This window comes from Kitasatospora sp. NPDC023120 (assembly GCF_055560835.1).
Genome location: NZ_JBVHHY010000016.1, coordinates 113,297 through 134,655, shown reverse-complemented (window position 1 = coordinate 134,655; position 21,359 = coordinate 113,297). Strand labels below are relative to the sequence as shown.

Here is a 21,359-nt window from a genome sequence, read left to right as displayed (position 1 = left end):
CGCAGTGCGGACGGCGGGCCGCTCCGTACCGGGAGCGGCCCGGCCACGGGCGAGGAGGGGCGCAGCCGTACCGGTCGGCCGAGGGTCGACGGGTCCGGTGGGGGGACGACACGAGATCGCCGAACAGGAGGCCGCCGGTGGAACGCAGGCGCGAGGCAGCGCTGACCGGAGGGACGGCGGGCCGGCGGCTGACCAGCATCGACGGCGGACGCGGGGACGGCCCCGCCGAGCCGGCCGGTCCGCCGCCCCAGGTGCACGCCGGGATGCGCAGGCTGCGGCCCCAGCACGCGGACGCGGCGGACCCGCCCACCGTGCCCGAGCAGGCGCGGCTGTGGCACGTCGTGCTCAGCGTGGCGGGGCAGGTCACCCCGCTGACCTCGCTGCGCGCCTCGCTGGAGCAACTGGCGCACGACCACTCGTTCTTCCTGACCGCCCGCTACGCGGCCGACCACGCCGAGATCCGCTACTGGGAGCAGGCCCGGGACCTGCACGACGCGGCGGCGATCGCGCTGCGGCTCTGGGGCGAGCACAAGGTCACCGCGAACCTGCCGCCGTGGGAAATCGTCGGGCTGGAGGTCGTGGACCGGGCGACGTACCACAAGCGGGTGGCGGAGGGCTTCGGAACCCCGCCGCCGCACCTGGGCGGGGTGCACCCGTACTGAGCTGCTCGGTTCGCATCCGGGGAGCCGTCCTGTTCGCGGGGCGCCGGCCTGCAGTGTTCGCATGGCGCTGGGCCGTCGTGTTCGCATGGCGCTGGGCCGTCGTGTTCGCATCGCGCTGAGCCCTCGTGTTCGCATCGCGAAATGCAGGACGGGCGGGGCGGGTGCAGTCGCTACCCTTGGCGGCATGACCAGCGAACTCGCCACCGCCGACAGCCCCGTCCTCGCCGTAGCGCGCCGAGCCCGGGAGGCCGCCGCCGCGCTCGCCCCGCTGCCGCGCAAGGCGAAAGACGCCGCGCTGCTGGCGATCGCGGACGCGCTGGTGGCCCGCAGCGCCGAGATCGTCGCGGCCAACGCCGAGGACGTGGCCCGGGCCCGGGAGGCCGGGACGGCCGAGTCGGTGATCGACCGGCTGACGTTGACCGACGAGCGGGTCGCCGCGATCGCCTCCGACGTGCGCGACGTCGCCGGCCTGCCCGACCCGGTCGGCGAGGTGGTGCGCGGCTACACCCTGCCGAACGGTCTGGACGTGCGGCAGGTGCGGGTGCCGCTCGGCGTGGTCGGCATCATCTACGAGGCCCGCCCGAACGTCACCGCGGACGCCGCCGCGCTCTGCCTCAAGTCGGGCAACGCGGTGCTGCTGCGCGGCTCGGCCTCGGCCTACCGCTCGAACTCCGCACTGGTCGCCGTCCTGCGCGACGCCGTCGTCGCGTCCGGGCTGCCCGCCGACGTGATCCAGCTGGTGCCGGGGGAGAGCCGCGACTCCGTGCAGGAGCTGATGCGCGCCCGCGGCCTGGTCGACGTGCTGATCCCGCGTGGCGGCGCCTCGCTGATCCGTACCGTGGTCGAGGGCTCGACCGTTCCGGTGATCGAGACCGGCACCGGCAACTGCCACGTGTACGTGGACGCCGAGACCGACCTCGCGATGGCCGTCGGCATCCTGCTGAACTCCAAGGCACAGCGGGTCAGCGTCTGCAACGCGGCCGAGACGCTGCTGGTCCACCAGGACGTCGCGGACGTCTTCCTGCCGCTCGCGCTGGCCGCCCTGGCCGAGGCCGGGGTGACGGTGCACGGCGACGAGGCGGTGCTCAAGGCCGCCGAGGGCGGCCCGGCCACCGTGGTGCCCGCGACCGACGAGGACTGGGGCGCCGAGTACCTCTCGCTGGACCTGGCCGCGGCCGTGGTGCCCTCGCTGGAGGACGCCGTCGCGCACATCCGTCGCTGGTCCTCCGGCCACACCGAGGCGATCGTCACCACCTCGCAGGCCGCCGCCCGGCGCTTCACCCAGCTGGTCGACTCGACCACGGTGGCCGTCAACGCCTCCACCCGCTTCACCGACGGCGGCGAGTTCGGCTTCGGCGCGGAGATCGGCATCTCCACCCAGAAGCTGCACGCCCGCGGCCCGATGGGACTGCCGGAGCTGACCAGCACCAAGTACATCGTCACCGGCGACGGGCACGTGCGGGGCGAGGCCTCGCAGACCGTCGGCGGGGCCTCCGACGCCCGCTGAGCGGGGCCCGGGAGCCGGTGCGTCACACGTGTGACGGACCAACTGCCGGGAGCCACAGACAAAACGGCCGGCCGGTAATACGCTGAATCCGTGGCTGAGGATGTGGGGGGCTTGCCGTACCCCGACGGCGCCGACCACGGTGGAGCGGACGACGAGTTCGCCACCGTGGTCTTCGATGAGGCCTTCGTCCGGTCCGCCGCCGTGCACGAGCCGACCGCCAAGGAGCGGCAACTCGCCGCCGCCGAGGCCCGGTTCGAGCCGGACACCGCGGGCCCGGGCTGGGGCTATGACGTCTCGGCCGGAGACGGGCTCCCGCTGGAGCTGCGCCCGTACCCGAGCGGACTCGACGCGGACCACCTCTACCCCGACCCCTGGTCGGGCCCGGGCCGGGCCGTCGACCGGGAGGGCCGACGCCGTCGGCGGCGGCGGGGCTACGACCCGGTGCGCGCCCGCGGCCGGTACGTGGCCCAGCAGCGCTGGCACCGGCCGGTGGCCTGGGTGCTCGCCGTGATCATGGGCGTGAGCCTGGTCGCGGTGGCGGTCGCGGCGATCTACCAGGGCGTGGGCTCCTCGGGCACCCCCCGCAGGCCGGAGTCCGGCAGCAGCAGCGCCGGGGTGGACCCGCGCCCCGCCCCCGCCGAGCCGTCGCTGGCGGTGACCGCGCCTGCGGGCTAGGTGTATCGACCACGGAGGCCCCCGCCGGAACGCCGGAGGCCGTCGCGCGGGCGCACACCCGGGGCGGGCGGTCACGGAGCGTCCCCGGGAATCTCTGCGGGGACCCTCGTGGCGGCGCGGGTGTCCGCCTACCCTGGTGTTATGGGTGACCCGCGAGAGCCTCCTGAGGGTACGCCCGAGGGCGGTTCCGGCAACGAGGACGAATTCCGGTCCGTCGTGTTCGACGAATCGTTCGTCCGGGCTGCCCGGATCCAGGAGCTGTCCGCCCGGGAGCGGCTGGCGGGCTCCTTCGGCAAGGCCACCCGGCCGCGGGTGCGGCTCGGCCCGCTGGGCAGCATCCCGCGCCAGGCGCTCGCCCTGCTGCTGCTCATCCTGCTCGCGTTCGGGGCCGCGGTGTACTTCGGGGTCAGCTCGCCGAGGGGGATCCCGGCCCGGGCCGAGGGCAGCCAACTGACCGTCAGCCTGGTCGCGTTGAGCCCGGCTTCGGCAGTCCACCCGGTCGCCGACCCGGCGAACCCCTACGCCGCGCTGCCGGCCGGGTACGGGGACGGCACGCTCGGGCTGAACACCCCGTCCGGGGCGCCCACCGAGCACTTCAGCAAGGTCGAGGTGACCAAGGCGCTCGACACCGTCCAGCGCTACCTGGTCACCTCCTCGCTGGCGCAGACCGCGCTGGTCCAGGGCGCCACCGCGGACGTCCGGGCCTTCGTCACCCCGGGTGAGCAGGCGGAGTTCGACGCGAGCGTGACCCAGCCCGTGGACGACCGGCACCACGCGGTGACCGGCTGGCTGGTCCGCTTCGACCCGGCGCAGGTCGCGCTGGCCTCGGACACCGTGAAGGTGGTCGGCGCGATGAGGATCGACGAGGCGGACAGCGGGACGCTGCAGATCACCACCGACCACACCTTCGTCTACGCGCTGAAGCCGGCCGGCGCCCCGGCCGGAGCGCCGGTCACCCTGGAGACCGTGCGGCGGCAGCTGACCTTCCAGTTCGACCGGGTCGACCTGGCCGCGGCGCAGCTGCGGCTGGTGGACTCGGTGCTGCAGGCCGGGCCGGCGCCCTGCGGCACCTCGATGGCGGGCTTCCTGCAGCCGGTGCTGGCCACCGCGCAGGGCACGACGGTCGCCCCGCCGACGGCGGTCGACCCGGGCAACCACGCCCGGCCGGCGTGGCAGGTGTGCGGGGTGCTGGCGGGGAGCTGAGTGCGGGGGCGCCCGGGGGCAGTCGGACGGCCGACGGCCGGTGACCCGGGTGGGTCACCGGCCGTCGGCGGTGTTCGGCGCTCGGTTCTCGGCGCTCGGTCTTCAGCGTTCCGCGCTCAGGGCTCCGGAGGCAGGTCAGCTCTCGTTCGAGCCGTTCGAGCCGTTCGAACCCTTCGAGCCGTTCGTGCCGCCGCGGTTGCCGTTGCCGTTGCCGTTGCCGGTGAAGGTGTCGCGGAGCTTGCCGCCGACGGTCGCGGCGCCGCCGGCGACGTCCCGCAGCAGGCCCATCAGCGGGTCCTTGCTCTCCTTCACCGAGGTCGTGTAGTGGTCGGCCGCGGCCTTCCACTGCTCGCCGACCGAGGCGTCCGGGTCGTCCGCGCGGCGCGGGTAGGCGCCCGCCATGATCGAGCGGTACTCGTCGCTCTCCGCCCACTTCTTCAGCTGGGCGACCCGGACCACCGCGAAGGGGTGGGTCTGCGGCAGCACCTGGAGCAGCTTGAGGACACCGTCGCGCAGGTCCCCGGCCTTCTCGTACTCCTCGGCCTGCTCCAGGAAGGCGTCGACGTTCATCTCGGCCAGGTTGTGCCCGCCGGCCAGCTTCATCAGGGCCCGCATGGACGCCTGGAGGTCCTGCCCGGCCAGCAGGCCGGCCCGGTCGCTGGAGAGCTCCGCCTTGCGGAACCACTCCTTGAGCGCGGTGACGATGGCCATGATCGCCAGGTTGCCGAGCGGCACCCAGGCGATCCGGGCGGCGATGTTGGTGAGGATCATCAGCATCGTCCGGTAGACGGCGTGGCCGGACATCGCGTGGCCCACCTCGTGGCCGATGACCGAGCGCAGCTCCTCTTCGTCGAGCAGCTCGACCAGGCCGCTGGTGACCACGATGATCGGGGAGTCGATGCCGATGGTGAACGCGTTGACCGCCGGGTCCTGGGTCACGTACAGGTCCGGGACCTGCTCCAGGTCGAGCACGTACGCGGTGTCGCGCACCATGTCGTACAGCTCAGGGAACTGGCGCTCGGAGGTCTTCACCGCGGTGGCCAGGAACATCAGCCGGATCGCGCGCTCGGAAACCAGCCCGGCCAGCTTCTTCAGGACGTCGTCGAAGCCGGTCAGCTTGCGCAGGGCGACCAGCGCCGAGCGGTCCGCCGGGTGCTCCCAGGCCCGGGTGGAGATCCCGGGGAAGCGCTCGCGGCGACGGCTCGGGGTCTTCGCGGTGGTGTCGGTCATGGTCTGGGTACCCTCCTGGTCGACGGCGGCCCCGGCCCCCTGGCCGGCCCCCCGCTGGTCTTCGCCTGAAACGACTGCCTGTGCAACGTCCGCGGTTGCGTACTCGTCCCCGGAGGCCGGTGGGCGAGTCCCCAGGGCCGGCGGGCGAGTCCCCGGGGCCGGTGGGCGGTGCCGGTGTGAGGCCGGTTTACCCTGAATGCCCTGGACCACCGAGACCGGACCCGGCCGCGGTACCGAGCAGTGCGAGGAGCCCCGCAGATGTCCACCGACACGCTTGTCAGCCTGGCCGCGCCGATCTCCGACGAGACCGGCCCGGGCCTCTTCCTGCGGATCATCGTGGTCGCGTCCTTCGTGGGCATCGGCCTGCTGGTCTGGCTGATGGCCCGCGCCTTCCGCGGCAACTAGACCCGGCCCTTTCTCGCACAGGCTCACGCCCGGTCAGCGGCGGTGGGCCGCCGAGCGGTTGCCGTGTGACCCCCCGTACGATGACGGGTGGGCCCTCACCGGCCCGGAACAACCCCCAGGTCCGTTACCGAGCCGAGAAGGTCCCGCCGACCATGAACACTGCCGCCGCACTCCCCGTTCTGAACCTGCTCGCCGAGGGCGAGGGGGGCAACCACGACAGCCTGAACCCGGCCCTGACGGGTGGCGCCGCGCTGTTCATCCTGCTGCTCCTGCTCTTCATCACCACCCGCTTCAACCGGGACCGCTGAGCCCGTTCCGCGGACCGCTCGGGGAGCGTCCGGCCCACCCGGTCGGCCGCTCCCTCACGCATCTGCGGACAACCCCCACGAGGTCTCCGGGCGGCCCCCACCCGGGCGTTCCCGCACCGTAACGGGCGTCGCGTAAGGTGTGGCGGCATGGGAGAGCAGGCCGGGAATCCCGGCGGACCGGAACCGGTGAAGAAGCGCCTCGGCGTGATGGGCGGCACCTTCGACCCGATCCACCACGGCCACCTCGTCGCCGCCAGTGAGGTCGCGAGCGCGTTCCACCTGGACGAGGTGATCTTCGTGCCGACCGGGCAGCCGTGGCAGAAGAGCGACCGGCACGTCACCCCGGCCGAGGACCGCTACCTGATGACGGTCATCGCCACCGCCGAGAACCCGCAGTTCTCGGTCAGCCGGATCGACATCGACCGCGAGGGCCCGACCTACACCGTCGACACCCTGCGCGACCTGCACGCCATGCACCCGGACGCCGACCTCTTCTTCATCACCGGCGCCGACGCGCTCGCCCAGATCCTGTCCTGGCGCGACTCCGACGAACTCTTCTCGCTCGCCCACTTCATCGGATGCACCCGCCCGGGGCACACTCTGTCGGACGCCGGGCTTCCGGTGGGCGGGGTCTCCCTGGTGGAGGTCCCGGCGCTGGCCATCTCCTCCACGGACTGCCGCAACCGGGTCGCCAAGGGCGAGCCGGTCTGGTACCTCGTCCCGGACGGCGTGGTCCGCTACATCGACAAGCGGGCGCTGTACGCGCCGCGCGGGACCTGAGCCGGGAGCGGCGCGCATGACCGAACGCAGCGGCGGCCAGCAGCGGCCGGAGGACTGGTCCACAGGGCAGTACCAGCAGCCGTACCAGGGCCAGGGCCAGGCGTACCAGCAGCAGTACCCGCAGCAGCCGTCGTACGAGCAGTCCCCGTACGAGCAGCCGCAGTACGACCAGTACGGGCAGCCGGTGTACGTGCAGGACCCGTACGGCGGCTACCAGCAGCAGGGGTACCAGGGGCAGCAGGGGTACGACGGGTACCAGCAGACCGGCCAGTTCCCGCAGCAGCAGTCGTACGAGCCGTACGAGCAGACCCCGTACGAGCAGCCGCAGTACGACCAGTACGGGCAGCCGGTGTACGTGCAGGACCCGTACGGCGGCTACCAGCAGCAGGGGTACCAGCAGCAGCCGTACCAGGCCGCCGCCGCTCCGGTCGTCGCCGAGCCGCCGGCGCAGCCGGAGGCCGTCGCGCCCGCTGCGCCGGTCGCCCCCGCCGCGCCCGCTCCCGCCGCCGTGCCGCCGCGCCCGCGGGCGTCCCGGCCCGCCGCGGAGGCGGCGCCGGCCAAGGCAGCCGCGCCGTCCGAGCAGGTCGCCGGGGTGCGCGGGGGCAAGACCGGGGGCAAGGCGCCCAAGGACAGCTACACCACGGGCGAGTTCACCTTCGTCGACGAGGAGGCGGAGGAGACCGAGGACGTCATCGACTGGCTGAAGTTCGCCGAGTCCCGCAGCGAGGTGCGCGCCGAGCGCCGCCGCAAGCTGCGCAACCGGCTGATCGGCCTCGGGGTGGTGGTGGCGCTCGCGGCGGGCGGCGCCGGCGGCTACCTCTGGTTCACGGGTGACAAGCCGACCGCGGCCGCCGCGGCCGGCGGGCGCCAGGTCAACGTCGTCCACCTGCGGGACCTGCAGGGTAAGGTGTCCAGCGCGCTGCTGGTCGACGACGCCTCCGGGAAGAAGGGCACCGTGCTGCTGCTGCCCGACAACCTGCGGCTGCCCGGCCCCGGCGACCCGCCGGTCACCACCGTCGGGCAGGCCATGGACAGCATCGGCGCCTCGGCGACCCGGGACGGCCTGTCCACCGTGCTGGGTGCCCCGGTGGCCGGCACCTGGCGGCTGGACACCCCGTACCTGGAACTGCTGGTCTCCCAGCTCGGCGGCGTCCGGGTGGACACCAACGCCGAGACCCACGAGGGCGGCAAGCCGGACGGCAAGCTGCTGTCCGCGGCCGGGAAGAACACCATGCTCAGCGGGAAGGCCGCGGTCGCGTACGCCACCCTGCAGAACCCCGGCGAGAACCGGGACGCCCAGCTGGCCCGGTTCGGGCAGGTCATGGACGCGGTGGTGCGCACCATGCCGACCGAGTTCAAGGACGCCAAGGACGACGTGCACCGGATGAACGCGGTGCTCGACCCGTCGCTGCCCGAGGACGCCCTCGCCGGGGTGCTCGCCCAGCTCGCCCAGCAGGCGAAGGACGGCCACTTCGGCACCACCGCGCTGACCGTCAAGCCCGACGGCAGCCTGGACGAGGCGACGGCCGGCAAGCAGGTCAAGGACGTGCTGGGCGGCACCGTGAAGTCCGCCGCCGCCGGCAACGCACCGGCGCGCGTCGCGCTGCAGGACGCCACCGGCAACGACGCCGCGGCGGCCGCCGCGCAGGTCCAGATCGTCAACTCGGGCCTGACCTTCATCCCCGGCGGTGCCAAGACCGCCGCGCAGGCCGCCAGTGAGATCCGCTACACCGACGACGCCCGGCAGGGCGTCGCGAAGTCGCTGGCGACCAGCCTCGGCCTGCCGGAGACGGCGGTCAAGAAGGTGACCGGGGACACCCAGAACGCGGACCTGCTGGTCGTGCTCGGCAAGGACTACCAGGCGCCGAAGAACCAGTAGGACGGTCGGGCCGGGGCCGGGACGAGGGGCCGGCACGGTCGGCGGCCCCGGCCCGCGGCGGGCACGGCGGCCCGGGCGGGCCCGGAAATCGGTTCCGGGCCCGCCCGGGCGGCGTGAGATCCTGGAAGGCGACCCCCGGCCGCGCGCCGGGGCGCCGCCCCCAAGCCGCCGAGCCGGAAGAACACCGTGACCGTCACCGACCACAGCCAGCAGCTCATCACCGTCGCCGCGCAGGCGGCGGCCGACAAGCTCGCGCACAACATCATCGCCTTCGACGTCAGCGAGGTGCTGTCGATCACCGACGCCTTCCTGATCGCCTCCGCGAACAACGACCGCCAGGTCCGCTCGATCGCCGAGGAGATCGAGGACCAGCTGCGCGAGCAGCTGGACATCAAGCCGGTGCGCCGCGAGGGCGAGCGCGAGGGCCGCTGGATCCTGCTCGACTACCTGGACATCGTCGTGCACGTCCAGCACTCCGAGGAGCGCTCCTTCTACTCGCTCGACCGGCTCTGGAAGGACTGCCCCGAGCTGCCGCTGCCCGAGGACGCCCTGGCCTCGCGCAACCGCCCCGACGCACACACCGACGAGGCCGGCAACGCCCTCGCCCCGGCCGACGACTTCGGCAAGCCCGAGGACCTGCACTGAGCCGCGGGGCGCGAGGCCCGCGCATCGTCTTCTGGCGGCACGGCCAGACGTCCTGGAACCTCGAATCGCGGTTCCAGGGCACCACGGACATCGAGCTGACCGGCCAGGGCGTCCAGCAGGCCCAGCGGGCGGCCCGGCTGCTCTCCGGGCTCCGCCCCGACCTGCTGATCTCCTCGGACCTCAAGCGCGCCCGGCGCACCGCCGACGAGCTGGCCGCGGTCACCGGGCTCGACGTGACGCACCACGAGGGCCTGCGGGAGACCTACGCGGGCTCCTGGCAGGGCCTGACCAACGCCGAGATCCGCGAGCGCTTCCCCGAGGAGTACGCGGCCTGGGCGGCCGGCGAGCCGGTGCGGCGCGGCGGTGGCGGCGAGCTGGCCACCGAGGTCGCCGACCGCTCCGTGCCGGTGGTGCTGGAGGCCGCCGCCAAGCTGCCCGAGAACGGCACGCTGGTCGTGGTCAGCCACGGCGGGACGATCCGCACCATGCTCGGACGGCTGCTGGACCTGGAGCCCGCCCAGTGGGAGTGCTTCGGCGGGCTGTCCAACTGCTGCTGGTCGGTGCTCGGCCGGGGGGCGCGCGGATGGCGCCTGCTGGAGCACAACGCGGGCACGCTCCCGCAGCCGGTCATCGGCGACGACACCTGAGGCGACACCCGGGCGGGGCTGCTGCGCGGGGCTGCCGCGCGTGAGCGCGGGGGCCTCGCCGGGCCGCACGGGAACGGATTTCGCAGTTCCGGCCCTGACCAGCTAGAGTCTTCCTCGTTCGCAGGGAAGGAACGCGGCCCGGAAGGGAAGCGGGAGATCCGGTGAGTGCGGGGCTATAGCTCAGTTGGTAGAGCGCTTGCATGGCATGCAAGAGGTCTGGGGTTCAATTCCCCATAGCTCCACTCCGCATCGGCGGTCGTGGTCAGCCAGGGTCGTCCGTGTCGCGGGGCTATAGCTCAGTTGGTAGAGCGCTTGCATGGCATGCAAGAGGTCTGGGGTTCAATTCCCCATAGCTCCACAGCAGTTCAGGAGGCCGTCACCCACGGGGTGGCGGCCTCCCGGCGTTCGTGCCGAGTGCCGGCGTGGGTGCCGGGTGCCGATGCGGCGTGCCCGGGGGGTGGGTGCCGGCGGGTGCTGAGGGCCGGGCACCGCCCGCCGCTCACCCCTCGCAGCAGTGCGTCCAGCCGCCCGGCGGCAGCGAGCCGAGCCGCTCCACCCGCTCCTGGTCCTGCGGGCCCGCCGGCACGTACACCACGATGTAGCACTCCGGCACGCCCGGCATCGTCAGGTAGGTGGCGTTCAGCCGCAGCACCCCCAGCTGCGGGTGGCGGAACATCCGCAGCCAGGTCTCCGGCGGCGCGACCTCCTGGCGGTCCCACAGCTCCCGGAACAGCGTGCTGCGCGCCGACAGCCGCCGCACGTGCTCCTCCCAGGCCGGCTCCCCCACGTGCTTGCCGTACGCCGAGCGCAGCACCGCCACCATCCGCGGCAGCGCCTCGTCCCGGTTCTCGCACGGGTTGCAGCACGGCGGGGCGGTCAGCATGCACCAGAGGCTGTTGAAGACGACCCCGCCGGCCGGGCGCATCCGCTCGGTGCCGAACAGCGAACGGTACGGCCCGTTGTAGCTCAGCACGTCGAAGCGGGTGTTGGAGACCGCCGCCGGCAGCGGAGCGAGCGAGTCCAGGATCACCTGGATCGACGGGCTCAGCTCCGGCGGGGCTGGCTGCGCGTGCGGCGACGGGGACATCCCGGCCAGCCGGAACAGGTGCTCGCGCTCGGTGCCGTCCAGCCGCAGCGCCCGGGCCACCGCCAGCAGCACCTGCTCGCTCGCGTTGATCGGCCGCCCCTGCTCCAGCCACGTGTACCAGGTGACCCCGACCCCGGCGAGCTGCGCGACCTCCTCGCGCCGCAGCCCCGGCGTACGGCGGCGCAGCCCGGGCGGCAGCCCGACCTCCTCGGGGGTGACCCGCGCCCGGCAGGCCTTCAGGAAGCGGGCCAGCTCGGTGCGGCGGCGGTCGCGCCCGCCCGCGGCGGTGGGCAGTTCCTCCAGCACGGTCATGGCCACCATCGTGCCGCAGGCCCGGCGGGCGATACAGGTGCTGCCAGTACCAGGATCGGCAGGCTCTAACCACCAGTACCGGCACGGCCGCAGGCTGGCTGCCATGACGGACCTCCAGACCCGGCCCGGCGTGGCCGGAGGCACCACCGGGGCCCCGGCCGTACGGCCCGGGCTCCTCCTCGCGCTCGTCCTGTGCGGGCAGTTCATGGCCGTGCTCGACGTCTCCATCGTCAACGTCGCGGTCCCCACCATCCGCACCGACCTGGGCGCCTCCGGCGCCGCCCTGCAGCTGGTGATCGCCGGCTACACCATCGCCTACGCCGTGCTGCTCATCACCGGCGCCCGGCTCGGCGCCCGGTACGGCTACAGTCGGCTGTTCCAGCTCGGCCTGGCCGCCTTCACCGCCACCTCGCTGGCCTGCGGCCTCGCCCCGTCCACCGGCTGGCTGATCGCCTTCCGGCTGCTCCAGGGCGCCGGCTCGGCGCTGATGGTGCCGCAGGTGATGAGCCTGCTGCAGCGCACCTTCACCGGTGCCGCCCGCACCCGGGCGCTGGGCCTCTACTCGGCGGTGCTGGCCGGCGGCATGGCGCTCGGACAGGTCCTCGGCGGCGTGCTGGTCAGCGCCGACCTGTTCGGCAGCGGCTGGCGGCCGGTGTTCCTGGTCAACGTGCCGATCGGGGTGCTGCTGCTGGCCGCCGGCGCCAGGCTGCTGCCCCGGCTGCCCGGCGACCCCTCGCGCGGCTTCGACCTCCCCGGCCTGGTGGTGCTCGGCGCGGCGCTCGGCCTGCTGGTGGTGCCGCTCGTCCTCGGCCACGAGCTCGGCTGGCCCGTCTGGGGCTGGGCGATGATCGCGGGCAGCGTGCTGCTGTTCGGCCTCTTCGTGGCGGTCGAGCGCCGGATCGCCCGCGGCGGCGGCCAGCCGCTGATCTCCGGGCGGGTCCTGCGCGCCCCCGGGCTGCGGCCCGCGGCGGCCGGACTGTTCGCGATCATGGCGGCCTTCGCCGGCTTTATGTTCGCCTTCGCCCTGCACCAGCAGGCCGCGCTCGGCCACAGCGCCCTCAAGGCCGGGCTCTGCTCGGCACCCGTCGCCATCGGCTTCGGCCTGTCCAGCATGCACTGGCACCGGCTGCCCGGGCGGCTGCACACGGCCCTGCCGGTGCTCGCCGGGATGCTCCTCGGCGGCGGCTACCTGCTGCTGGGCGTCCTGCTCGGCGGCGGCGCCGGGATCGGCACGGGACCGCTGGTGGAGATGTCCGCGCTCGGCCTGGTCGCCGGCTGCGCGTACGCACCGCTGTTCGCCCGGGCGCTCGCGGGGGTGGCGCCCGAGGACGCGGCCGACGCCAGCGGGGTGATGGTGACGGTCATCCAGCTCGGGCAGGTGATCGGGGTCGCGGTGCTCGGCTCGGTGTTCCTCGGGCAGGTCGACCTGCCGGCGCCGGCCGCCGAGTCCGGGCACGCCCTGCGGACCACCCTGCTGGTCGACGCCCTCGCGGCGCTGGTTGCGGCGGGCTTCGCCGCACGCAGCCGGCGGGCGGCGCGGTAGACCCGGCGCGTCGGCCCCGGCGCGCCAGGCCCGGGGGAGCCCAGGCCTCGGAGCCCCGGCCGCGAAGTCTCGGGCGCGGAGCCCGGGAAACGGGGCCCGGGGAACGGATTTCTGGAGCACGCCCCCGACCGTGTAAAGTAGTCGATGTCGCCGAGGGAAACCGGACGGAAACGGCCGAAAGCCCCGGTGACATCGCAGGTCAAGGGGCTATAGCTCAGTTGGTAGAGCGCTTGCATGGCATGCAAGAGGTCTGGGGTTCAATTCCCCATAGCTCCACAGCAGTCGAGAGCCGCCTCCCGGGAACGGGAGGCGGCTCTTCGCCGTTTCGACCATGCCACCGGCGGGAGGACCCGGAATCCCGCTACCGTCGTGCCATGGCCGATCTGGAGCGAAGGCGGAACGAGGAACTGGCCCGGATACTCCACCAGCTCGGCTGGAGTCCGGAACGGCTCGCCCGCGAGGTGAGCCTCGCGCTGCCGCCGGGCCTGGCCATCAGCTCCACCGCCCCCTACAAGTGGCGCGACCGCGGCATGGTGCCGCGCAGCCCGCACGACCAGGCGGTCTGCGAAGTGCTCAGCCGCACCCTCGGCATCGCCGTCACCTACGAGCAGCTCTGGGGCCGGATGGGCGGCCACCGCGGCGCCAAGATCCTCTCGCCCCGGCTGCTCACCGACCCGTGGACCGCCGACACCGCCCAGACCGCGCTGCGCGAGGCCGCCACCGACGCCGGACCGGTCCGCCTCACCGACCTCTTCCGCAACGCCGACCTCGACCAGGCCGCCGCCCGGCTCGCCTCCCCGCCACCGCCCGTCGGGGGTGGTGAGGGCGCACTGCGCGTCGAGGCCGCACTCGTCGGCGAACTCGGCCTGTCCTACCGCAGCAAGCAGCGGCTCGAACGCGCCTGCGGCGGCGGACTCGTCCTCGGCCCCACCCGCGCCGAACTCGCCATGCTCGCCAAGCTGCTGGAACTCGGCGCCTACGACGAACGGCTGGGACGCGAGCTGTACGGCACGGCCAGCAGGCTCGCCCGACTGGCCGGCTGGGCCGCGTACGACCTCGGCCACGACGCGGCCGCCCAGCGCGCCTTCGTCGCCGCGCTACGCGCCGCCCACGTCAGCGGCGACGCCCGGCTCGGGGTCGCCGTGCTCGGCGCGCTGGTGGTGCTCGCCACCCAGGGACCTGGCGGGCGCGGTCTGGACGCCGTCTCCGCGCTGGAGACCGCCCTGGAGGCCCACGGCGCCGCACTCGGCCCCACCGGGCGGGCCCGCCAGCTCGGCCGGCTCGCCCGCGCGTACGGCCGCCGGGACGAGCCGGAACGGGCCGAGGCCGCCGCCGCCAGGGCCTTCGCCGAGCTGGACGGCGTGCCCGGCACCGAGGAGGCCCGCGCCCTGATCGCCGGGATGGTGGGAGAGGGGCGGCTGGCGCTCGGCCGGCACCGGCCCGCGAAGGCGCTGCTCGCCGAGGCCGTGGCCGGGCTCGGGCCCGGGCGGGCCCGCTCCAAAGCACTGCTGATGGTGCGCCTCGCCGAGACCCACCGGCGGCTCGGCGACCAGCGGGAGGCGGCCCGCACGGCGGCGCTGGCGCGCGCGCTCGCGGCCGGGATGCAGTCGGAGCGGCTGGCGAAGGCGCTGCGGGACTTCGACGCGGCGGGGCGGGCGGTGGCGCGCTGAGGCCGGGGCGGGGGTGCGGCGAGGCCGGGGTGCCGGTTGCCGCCGGCGCTGCCGGGCGCTGACGGGGCAGGCGGCCCGCCGGGGCGTCGTACGGCCGCCCCGGCGGCATACCCCGCAGCGCGCCGGACCGCTTGCGGTACCCTGAGCCCATGCGAACCGTGCGCCTGCTCCTTAGCCGGCCGCGCTGACCAGGACCGGCTGAGCCCCCACGGGCGGTGCCGGAGTCGGCGTGGCGTCCCCTCCTGCGAGGGGATTTTTTGTTTTCCGCCCCCGACCCCGTCCGGGCCGGGTCCCCGGGCCGGCCGCCAGCGCGGTTCGCCAACCGACACCGATGGAGCTTGAAGGACCATGAGCGAGACGACCCCTGCGTCCGGCGCGGCCGAGACCGCGACCGAGCCGTTCCGGTACAGCGCCGCGCTGGCGGCCGAGATCGAGTCCCGCTGGCAGGACCTCTGGGAGAAGGAGGGCACCTTCCACGCCCCCAACCCCACCGGTGCGCTGGCCGACCCGTCCGCCGGTGACGTCGCCGCGAAGCCGCACAGCTTCATCATGGACATGTTCCCGTACCCCTCGGGCGCGGGCCTGCACGTCGGCCACCCCCTGGGCTACATCGCCACCGACGTCTACGCCCGCTACCAGCGGATGACCGGCCACAACGTGCTGCACACGCTGGGCTACGACGCCTTCGGCCTGCCCGCCGAGCAGTACGCGGTGCAGACCGGCACCCACCCGCGGGTCTCCACCGAGGCCAACATCGCCAACATGCGCCAGCAGCTGCGCCGACTGGGCCTGGGCCACGACCCGCGCCGCTCGATCTCCACGATCGACCCGGACTACTACCGCTGGACCCAGTGGATCTTCCTGCAGATCTTCGACTCCTGGTACGACGAGGCCGCCCGCAAGGCCCGTCCGATCGCCGAGCTGATCGCCGAGTTCGAGTCCGGCGCGCGCGAGGTGCCGGGCGGCCGGGCGTGGACCGCGCTGTCCGCCGCCGAGCGCGACGAGGTGCTGGGCGAGTACCGCCTGGCGTACGCCAAGGAGGTGCCGGTCAACTGGTGCCCCGGCCTGGGCACCGTGCTGGCCAACGAGGAGGTCACCGCGGACGGCCGCTCCGAGCGCGGCAACTTCCCGGTGTTCAAGTCCAACCTGCGCCAGTGGATGATGCGCATCACCGCGTACTCCGACCGGCTGATCGAGGACCTGGACCTGCTGGACTGGCCCGAGGCCATCAAGCTGCAGCAGCGCAACTGGATCGGACGCTCCGAGGGCGCCCGGGTGGACTTCGCGGTCGGCTCCGGTGAGCGGATCACCGTCTTCACCACCCGCCCCGACACCCTGTTCGGCGCCACCTACATGGTGCTGGCGCCTGAGCACGGCCTGGTCGACTCGATCGTCCCCGCCGCCTGGCCCGAGGACGTTCCCGCCGAGTGGACCGGCGGCGCCGCCACCCCCGCCGAGGCCGTCGCCGCCTACCGCGCCGCGGCCGCCGCCAAGTCGGACGTCGAGCGCCAGGTCGAGGCCAAGGTCAAGACCGGCGTCTTCACCGGCGCCTACGCCGTCAACCCGGTCAGCGGCGCGTCCGTCCCGGTCTTCATCGCCGACTACGTGCTGATGGGCTACGGCACCGGCGCCATCATGGCCGTCCCCGCCCACGACCACCGCGACTTCGCCTTCGCCCGCGCCTTCGCCCTGCCGATGCGCTGCGTCGTCGAGCCGACGGACGGCCGCGGCGAGGACCCGGCGCTGTGGGACGACGCCTTCGACACGTACGACTCCGTCATCGTCAACTCCGCCCGCGAGCAGGGCGACCTGTCGCTGGACGGGCTGAGCGTCATCGACGCCAAGGCGCGCGCGACCGCCTGGCTGGCCGAGCGCGGCATCGGCGAGGGCACCGTCAACTACCGCCTGCGCGACTGGCTGTTCAGCCGCCAGCGGTACTGGGGCGAGCCCTTCCCGATCGTCTACGACGAGGACGGCGTCATGCACGCGCTGCCCGAGTCGATGCTGCCGGTCGAGGTCCCCGAGGTCGACGACTACTCGCCGCGCACCTACGACGCGTACGACTCCAGCTCCTCGCCCGAGACCCCGCTGTCGCGCAACGAGGCCTGGGTCAACGTCGAACTGGACCTGGGCGACGGCGTGAAGAAGTACCGCCGCGAGACCAACACGATGCCCAACTGGGCCGGTTCGTGCTGGTACGAGCTGCGCTACGTCGACCCGTCGAACTCCTCGGCGGTCGTCGACCCGGCCAACGAGCAGTACTGGCTGGGCCCGACGGACACCAAGCCGGCCGGCGGCGCCGACCTGTACGTCGGCGGTGCCGAGCACGCCGTGCTGCACCTGCTGTACGCGCGCTTCTGGCACAAGGTGCTGCACGACCTGGGCCACGTCTCGTCCGTCGAGCCGTTCCACAAGCTGTTCAACCAGGGCATGATCACCGCCGACGTCTACCGCGACGAGCGCGGCTTCCCGGTGCCCGCCGCCGAGGTCGAGGAGCGCGACGGCCAGTACTCCTGGCAGGGCGAGCCGGTCAAGCGCGAGGCCGGGAAGATGGGCAAGTCCCTGAAGAACGCCGTCGCGCCGGACGACATCGCCGACGAGTACGGCGCCGACACGCTGCGCCTGTACGAGATGTCGATGGGCCCCCTGGACGTCTCCCGCCCGTGGGACACCCGCGCCGTCGTCGGCTCGTACCGCTTCCTGCAGCGGCTGTGGCGCAACATCGTCTCCGAGACCACCGGCGAGCTGGTCGTCACCGAGGAGACGCCGGACGACGCGACGCTGCGCGCCCTGCACAAGGCGATCGACGGCATCCGCGGCGACATGGCCGGGCTGCGCTTCAACACGGCCGTCGCCAAGGCGATCGAGCTGAACAACTTCCTGGTCAAGCGCGGCTCGACGCCGCGGGCCGTGGCCGAGCAGCTGGTGCTGATGGTCGCGCCGCTGGCCCCGCACATCGCCGAGGAGCTGTGGCGCCGCCTGGGCCACGGCGAGTCGCTGGCGCACACCGACTACCCGGTCGCCGACCCGGCGTACGTGGTGGACGAGTCGGTGACCTGCGTGGTGCAGATCAAGGGCAAGGTGAAGGCCCGCCTGGAGGTCGCGCCGGGCATCTCGGACGCCGAGCTGGAGGCGCTGGCGCTGGCGGACCCGGCGGTGGTCGCGGCGATCGGCGGCGCGGAGGTGCGCAAGGTGATCGCGCGGGCTCCGAAGCTGGTGAACATCGTCACGGGGTGATTGCGGGCTGTTGCCGAGTCCGGGCCGGGGCTGAGTCCGGTGCGGGGTCGGCTCCGGGCCGGGGCTGAGTCCGGCCTGGGGTGATCCCCGGCTGGGCTGATCCCTGGCTTGGCTGATCGGGCGGGCGTCCTTCGGGGCGCCCGCCCGGTGCTTTTGCGGGCCCGCTTCTGCTGCGGTGCTTCGCCGTGGTGATGCGTATGTGTGTGGGGGGCAGTGGGCGCGGAGGCGGGGGCGTGAGGATGTCAGGGCGGGTGGGTTCGGAGCCCTCGGGGACATCCCGGATCTGTCCCTGATCTCCGCCCGCGGGCCCGCTCGAGCCGCCCTCGGGGCGGGCCCGGCCGCTACCGTGGAACCATCGGCGATGAGGCCCGTGTTGGGCCCGGTGGGGGCCGAAACGGCGGCGGAAGGTGACTCGCGATGGACGTGTTCGGCGTGATGATCGGCCTGGTCCTGCTCTTCGGGATCGCGGTGGTCGTCCTGGCGGTGGTCGGCACGGTCAAGGCGGCCAAGGCTGTCGGCGCGAAGATCGAGAAGCACGAGGCCAACGCCCGGCGCGCCGTCGAGACCGTCACCCTCAAGGCGAAGACGTACACCAAGGTCGGCCCGCCCGCGCAGATCGCCACCGTCCGCCTCGGCCTGCGCACCTCGCTCGACGGCACCCGGCAGGTGCTGGAGGGCGGGCTCGAGCAGGACGGCCAGCTCGGTGAGTCGCTCGCCCTGCTCACCCGGCTCGACGCCCACGCGGCGGAGCTCGACGGCGAGTTGCGGATGCTCGAGCGCGAGCCGGACGTCGCGCGGATCGCCGCCAAGCTGCCGGAGCTGCGCGAGCGGGCGGAGCGGATCACGCACGCGGCGGAGACCATGCGGTGGGCGGCGCAGGACCGGATGCACCGGTTCGCGGACGACGAGCTGAGCCGGCTCAGCCAGGAGTGCGAGAGCGAGGCGGGGGCGCTGCGGCACTGGGACCGGGCGGGGGCCGCCGGTGCGGGGTCCTCCGGCGGGGGTGCCTCCGGTCCGAGCTCCGGTTCGGGGTCCGCTTCGGGCTCCGGTTCGGGCTCCGGCGGTGCCGTGGGTTCTGCCGGGGGTGCGGCCCGGGCCGGGCTGACGGACGGGAAGGGGCGTCCGAGCGCGGAGGAGCTGCTGGGGCTCGCCGATCCGCTGGCCAAGCTGGCGCAGCGGCTGCGGAAGCCGTCGACGGGGTCCTCGGCGGGCTGATCGGCCGGGGCTCACCGGGTTCACCGGGTTCACCGGGTTCACGGGGCTCATGGGGCTCATGGCGTTCACGGGGCTCGGGCCGGCTCGCTCGAGTCGGTTCGGTTCGGTTCGGCTTGGCTCGGCTCGGCTTTCGGGCAGCTCGCGGGTGCCTCGTTGCCGGGGCGCGGCCGTCCGTCGGCGGGCGCTGTCCTCGCGTACGAACGGGGAGTAACCTCCGCCTCATGCCCTCCGACCTCGCGCTTGTCACCGATTCCACGGCCTATCTGCCGCAGGAGGCCCTCGACCGGTACGGGATCACGGTGGTCCCGCTCAGCGTCGCCGTCGGTGACACGGTCCTGAGCGAGGGCGTCGAGATCTCCCCGAAGGACGTCGCCGAGGCGCTGCGCGGCAAGCAGCGGGTGACCACCTCCCGGCCCAACCCGGAGACCTTCGCGGCCACCTACCGGGCAGCCGCCGAAGCCGGGGCGAAGGGGATCGTCTCGGTGCACATCTCGGGCGAGCTGTCCGGTACCGTCGAGGCCGCCCGGCTGGCAGCCGCCGAGGCCCCCGTACCGGTGCACGTGGTGGACAGCCGGCTGGTCGGGATGGCGCTCGGGTACGGGGTGCTGGCGGCGGCCGAGGCGATCGCGGCCGGGCAGGGCCCGACCGAGGCAGCCGAGGCGGCGGGCCGCCGAGCGGGGGCGACCAGCGGGTTCTTCTACGTCGACACCCTGGAACACCTTCGCCGGGGCGGGCGGATCGGGGCGGCGCGGGCGCTGCTCGGGTCGGCTCTGGCGGTCAAGCCGCTGCTGCACCTGGACGGGGGGCGGATCGAGCCGCTGGAGAAGGTGCGGACGGCGTCGCGGGCGATCGCGCGGCTGGAGGAGATCGCGGTCGAGCGGTCGGGGGAGCGGGACGTCGACATCACCGTGCACCACCTGGCGGCCGAGGACCGGGCCGAGCCGCTCGCGGAGCGGCTGCGGGCACGGGTGCCGGGGCTGCGGGAGCTGTACGTCGGCGAGGTGGGGGCGGTGATCGGCGCGCACGTCGGTCCGGGGCTGCTCGCGGTGGTGGTCGCGCCGCGTTGACACGGGCGGTGGTGGTCCGGGGGCCGGGCTGGCGGGCGGCGTGCGGGGGCCGGGTCACGGGCGGGGTGCGGGCGAGGTGTGGGCGGGTCGTGCGCCGCCTGGTCAACCTACGGGGGCCTTGCCCGCTCGTGCGAGTGACGCTCTTTATCCACAACCCCAGGGTTATCCACAGGGTTTCGGAAATTTCCGCCCGTTCGCCGGAGGACTCCTACCGTCCTCGGCATGACGACCATGGGCCTGGGCGCAGCGAAGCGCCGAGCGATCAACGAGACGGTGCGGCTGCGGATGGCCGCCCTGCTGCCGACGGACGACGAGCCGACGGGCGGCCTGTCTGACGTGGCCGGCTCGGGCGGCTTGGGCGGTTCGGCCGGTTTGAGCGGTTCCTCCGGGGCGGCTCCGGGTGCGGCGTCGTCCGCGACGGGGGAGCGGCCGGCGACCGGTCCTCCTGCGGGTGCGGCGCCGTTGCCGCCCGGCGCTGGCGGCGCAGCGGATCCTGGCGCCGACACGGCCCCACCGGGTGTCGGAGCGCGGCCACGATTCAACGTGCTCGCTCCGGCGATGGCACTCGACCGACGCGCGGTGGCAGGACTGGCCATCCTGCTGCTGTTCGCGGTGGGCTACGCCGTGCAGCACTTCTGGCTGGCCAGGCCGGAGCCGGTCGCCGTTCCCGCGCTGGCGACTGCCTCGACCCCGGGCCCTGTTCCGGCCGACGCGGCGTCAGGTGGCGCGGTAGCCGAGGCGGGTACCGCCCTCTCGGGAGTCGGCGCCGGTGCCGGTGCCGGTGCCGGTGCCGGTGCCAGTGCCGGGGCGGCCGTCGTGATCGACATCGGCGGACGGGTCCACATCCCCGGCCTGCACACCCTGCCCGGTGGCTCGCGGGTGGCCGACGCCCTGCGGGCCGCGGGCGGCGTGCTACCGGACACGGACACGAGGAACCTCAACCTGGCCCGCATCCTGACGGACGGCGAGCAGCTGCTGGTCGGTGAGCAGGCCGGCTCCGCCCCCGTCCCGGGCTCCGGAGCCGGCAGCGGACCGCCGGGCCCCGCCACGCCCCGACCACCCGTCAGCCTCAACCGCGCCACCCTCGAGCAGCTCGACACCCTCCCCGGCGTCGGCCCGACCCTCGCCCAGCGCATCCTCGCCTACCGCACCTCGCACGGCTCCTTCCGCTCCCTCGACCAACTCCGCCAGGTCAGCGGCATCGGCGCCCGTACCTACGCGGAACTCCGTCCGCTGCTCACCCTCTGACGCCTCGCCTGTCCGTCCACCACACCTCGAAGGGAGGAA

General features: G+C 73.9%; 18 protein-coding genes and 3 tRNA genes. 19 read left to right on the top strand and 2 right to left on the bottom strand.

From position 1 onward, the window contains the following. Positions 1 to 137 precede the first annotated feature (137 nt). The 4 genes from ACZ3TI_RS23995 to ACZ3TI_RS23980 all read left to right on the top strand — a co-directional run bounded on the left by ACZ3TI_RS23995 (position 138) and on the right by ACZ3TI_RS23980 (position 4,047). Positions 138 to 662 (top strand): hypothetical protein, encoded by a 525-nt coding sequence (locus ACZ3TI_RS23995; protein WP_465729386.1) that lies wholly within the window; start codon positions 138 to 140, stop codon positions 660 to 662. A gap of 184 nt (positions 663 to 846) precedes the next feature. Continuing rightward, positions 847 to 2,169: a glutamate-5-semialdehyde dehydrogenase gene (locus ACZ3TI_RS23990; RefSeq protein WP_465729384.1), complete on the top strand. Its 1,323-nt coding sequence runs from the start codon at positions 847 to 849 to the stop codon at positions 2,167 to 2,169. Positions 2,170 to 2,259: 90 nt separating this feature from the next. Continuing rightward, positions 2,260 to 2,844 (top strand): SCO2584 family spore wall biosynthesis protein, encoded by a 585-nt coding sequence (locus ACZ3TI_RS23985; protein WP_465729382.1) that lies wholly within the window; start codon positions 2,260 to 2,262, stop codon positions 2,842 to 2,844. 141 nt (positions 2,845 to 2,985) lie between these two features. Then, entirely contained in the window at positions 2,986 to 4,047 is a 1,062-nt protein-coding gene (locus ACZ3TI_RS23980) for an SCO2583 family membrane protein (protein WP_465729380.1), read from the top strand. Positions 4,048 to 4,182: 135 nt separating this feature from the next. On the opposite strand, the gene ACZ3TI_RS23975 is transcribed toward ACZ3TI_RS23980, so the two are convergent. Next, positions 4,183 to 5,277 (bottom strand): M48 family metallopeptidase, encoded by a 1,095-nt coding sequence (locus tag ACZ3TI_RS23975; protein WP_465729377.1) that lies wholly within the window; start codon positions 5,275 to 5,277, stop codon positions 4,183 to 4,185. Between the two features lie 258 nt (positions 5,278 to 5,535). On the opposite strand from ACZ3TI_RS23975, the gene ACZ3TI_RS23970 reads away from it, so the two are divergent. The 8 genes from ACZ3TI_RS23970 (at position 5,536) to ACZ3TI_RS23935 (ending at position 10,299) form a co-directional block, all read left to right on the top strand. After that, on the top strand, positions 5,536 to 5,682 hold the full coding sequence (locus ACZ3TI_RS23970) for a hypothetical protein (protein WP_465729375.1): 147 nt from the start codon (positions 5,536 to 5,538) through the stop codon (positions 5,680 to 5,682). A 152-nt stretch (positions 5,683 to 5,834) separates the two neighbouring features. Then, complete coding sequence (locus tag ACZ3TI_RS23965) at positions 5,835 to 5,990, top strand: hypothetical protein (RefSeq protein WP_179852881.1); 156 nt, start codon at positions 5,835 to 5,837, stop codon at positions 5,988 to 5,990. Between the two features lie 147 nt (positions 5,991 to 6,137). Further along, positions 6,138 to 6,770, top strand: a complete 633-nt coding sequence (gene nadD / locus ACZ3TI_RS23960; RefSeq protein ID WP_465729373.1) for a nicotinate-nucleotide adenylyltransferase — start codon at positions 6,138 to 6,140, stop codon at positions 6,768 to 6,770. Between the two features lie 16 nt (positions 6,771 to 6,786). Then, on the top strand, positions 6,787 to 8,649 hold the full coding sequence (locus ACZ3TI_RS23955; protein ID WP_465729371.1) for an LCP family protein: 1,863 nt from the start codon (positions 6,787 to 6,789) through the stop codon (positions 8,647 to 8,649). A gap of 186 nt (positions 8,650 to 8,835) precedes the next feature. After that, positions 8,836 to 9,294, top strand: a complete 459-nt coding sequence (gene rsfS / locus ACZ3TI_RS23950; protein WP_387748248.1) for a ribosome silencing factor — start codon at positions 8,836 to 8,838, stop codon at positions 9,292 to 9,294. After that, positions 9,291 to 9,941, top strand: a complete 651-nt coding sequence (locus tag ACZ3TI_RS23945; RefSeq protein WP_465729499.1) for a histidine phosphatase family protein — start codon at positions 9,291 to 9,293, stop codon at positions 9,939 to 9,941. Before rsfS ends, ACZ3TI_RS23945 begins: the two co-directional genes overlap by 4 nt. Before the next feature lie 169 nt (positions 9,942 to 10,110). Continuing rightward, positions 10,111 to 10,183 (top strand) — tRNA-Ala (locus ACZ3TI_RS23940). A gap of 43 nt (positions 10,184 to 10,226) precedes the next feature. Continuing rightward, positions 10,227 to 10,299: transfer RNA gene (locus ACZ3TI_RS23935), tRNA-Ala, on the top strand. Positions 10,300 to 10,440: 141 nt separating this feature from the next. On the opposite strand, the gene ACZ3TI_RS23930 is transcribed toward ACZ3TI_RS23935, so the two are convergent. Beyond that, entirely contained in the window at positions 10,441 to 11,340 is a 900-nt protein-coding gene (locus ACZ3TI_RS23930; RefSeq protein ID WP_465729368.1) for a helix-turn-helix transcriptional regulator, read from the bottom strand. A gap of 103 nt (positions 11,341 to 11,443) precedes the next feature. Here ACZ3TI_RS23930 and ACZ3TI_RS23925 point away from each other — a divergent pair, with 103 nt between their 5' ends. The 7 genes from ACZ3TI_RS23925 to ACZ3TI_RS23895 all read left to right on the top strand — a co-directional run bounded on the left by ACZ3TI_RS23925 (position 11,444) and on the right by ACZ3TI_RS23895 (position 21,320). After that, complete coding sequence (locus tag ACZ3TI_RS23925; protein WP_465729365.1) at positions 11,444 to 12,883, top strand: MFS transporter; 1,440 nt, start codon at positions 11,444 to 11,446, stop codon at positions 12,881 to 12,883. 203 nt (positions 12,884 to 13,086) lie between these two features. Next, a tRNA-Ala gene (locus tag ACZ3TI_RS23920) sits at positions 13,087 to 13,159 on the top strand. Positions 13,160 to 13,257: 98 nt separating this feature from the next. Then, on the top strand, positions 13,258 to 14,553 hold the full coding sequence (locus tag ACZ3TI_RS23915; protein ID WP_465729363.1) for a hypothetical protein: 1,296 nt from the start codon (positions 13,258 to 13,260) through the stop codon (positions 14,551 to 14,553). A gap of 348 nt (positions 14,554 to 14,901) precedes the next feature. Continuing rightward, entirely contained in the window at positions 14,902 to 17,790 is a 2,889-nt protein-coding gene (gene leuS, locus ACZ3TI_RS23910; protein WP_465729361.1) for a leucine--tRNA ligase, read from the top strand. 417 nt (positions 17,791 to 18,207) lie between these two features. After that, on the top strand, positions 18,208 to 19,005 hold the full coding sequence (locus ACZ3TI_RS23905) for a hypothetical protein (protein ID WP_465729359.1): 798 nt from the start codon (positions 18,208 to 18,210) through the stop codon (positions 19,003 to 19,005). A 221-nt stretch (positions 19,006 to 19,226) separates the two neighbouring features. Beyond that, entirely contained in the window at positions 19,227 to 20,072 is an 846-nt protein-coding gene (locus tag ACZ3TI_RS23900) for a DegV family protein (protein WP_465729357.1), read from the top strand. A 558-nt stretch (positions 20,073 to 20,630) separates the two neighbouring features. Next, complete coding sequence (locus ACZ3TI_RS23895) at positions 20,631 to 21,320, top strand: ComEA family DNA-binding protein (RefSeq protein ID WP_465729355.1); 690 nt, start codon at positions 20,631 to 20,633, stop codon at positions 21,318 to 21,320. Positions 21,321 to 21,359: the final 39 nt, after the last annotated feature.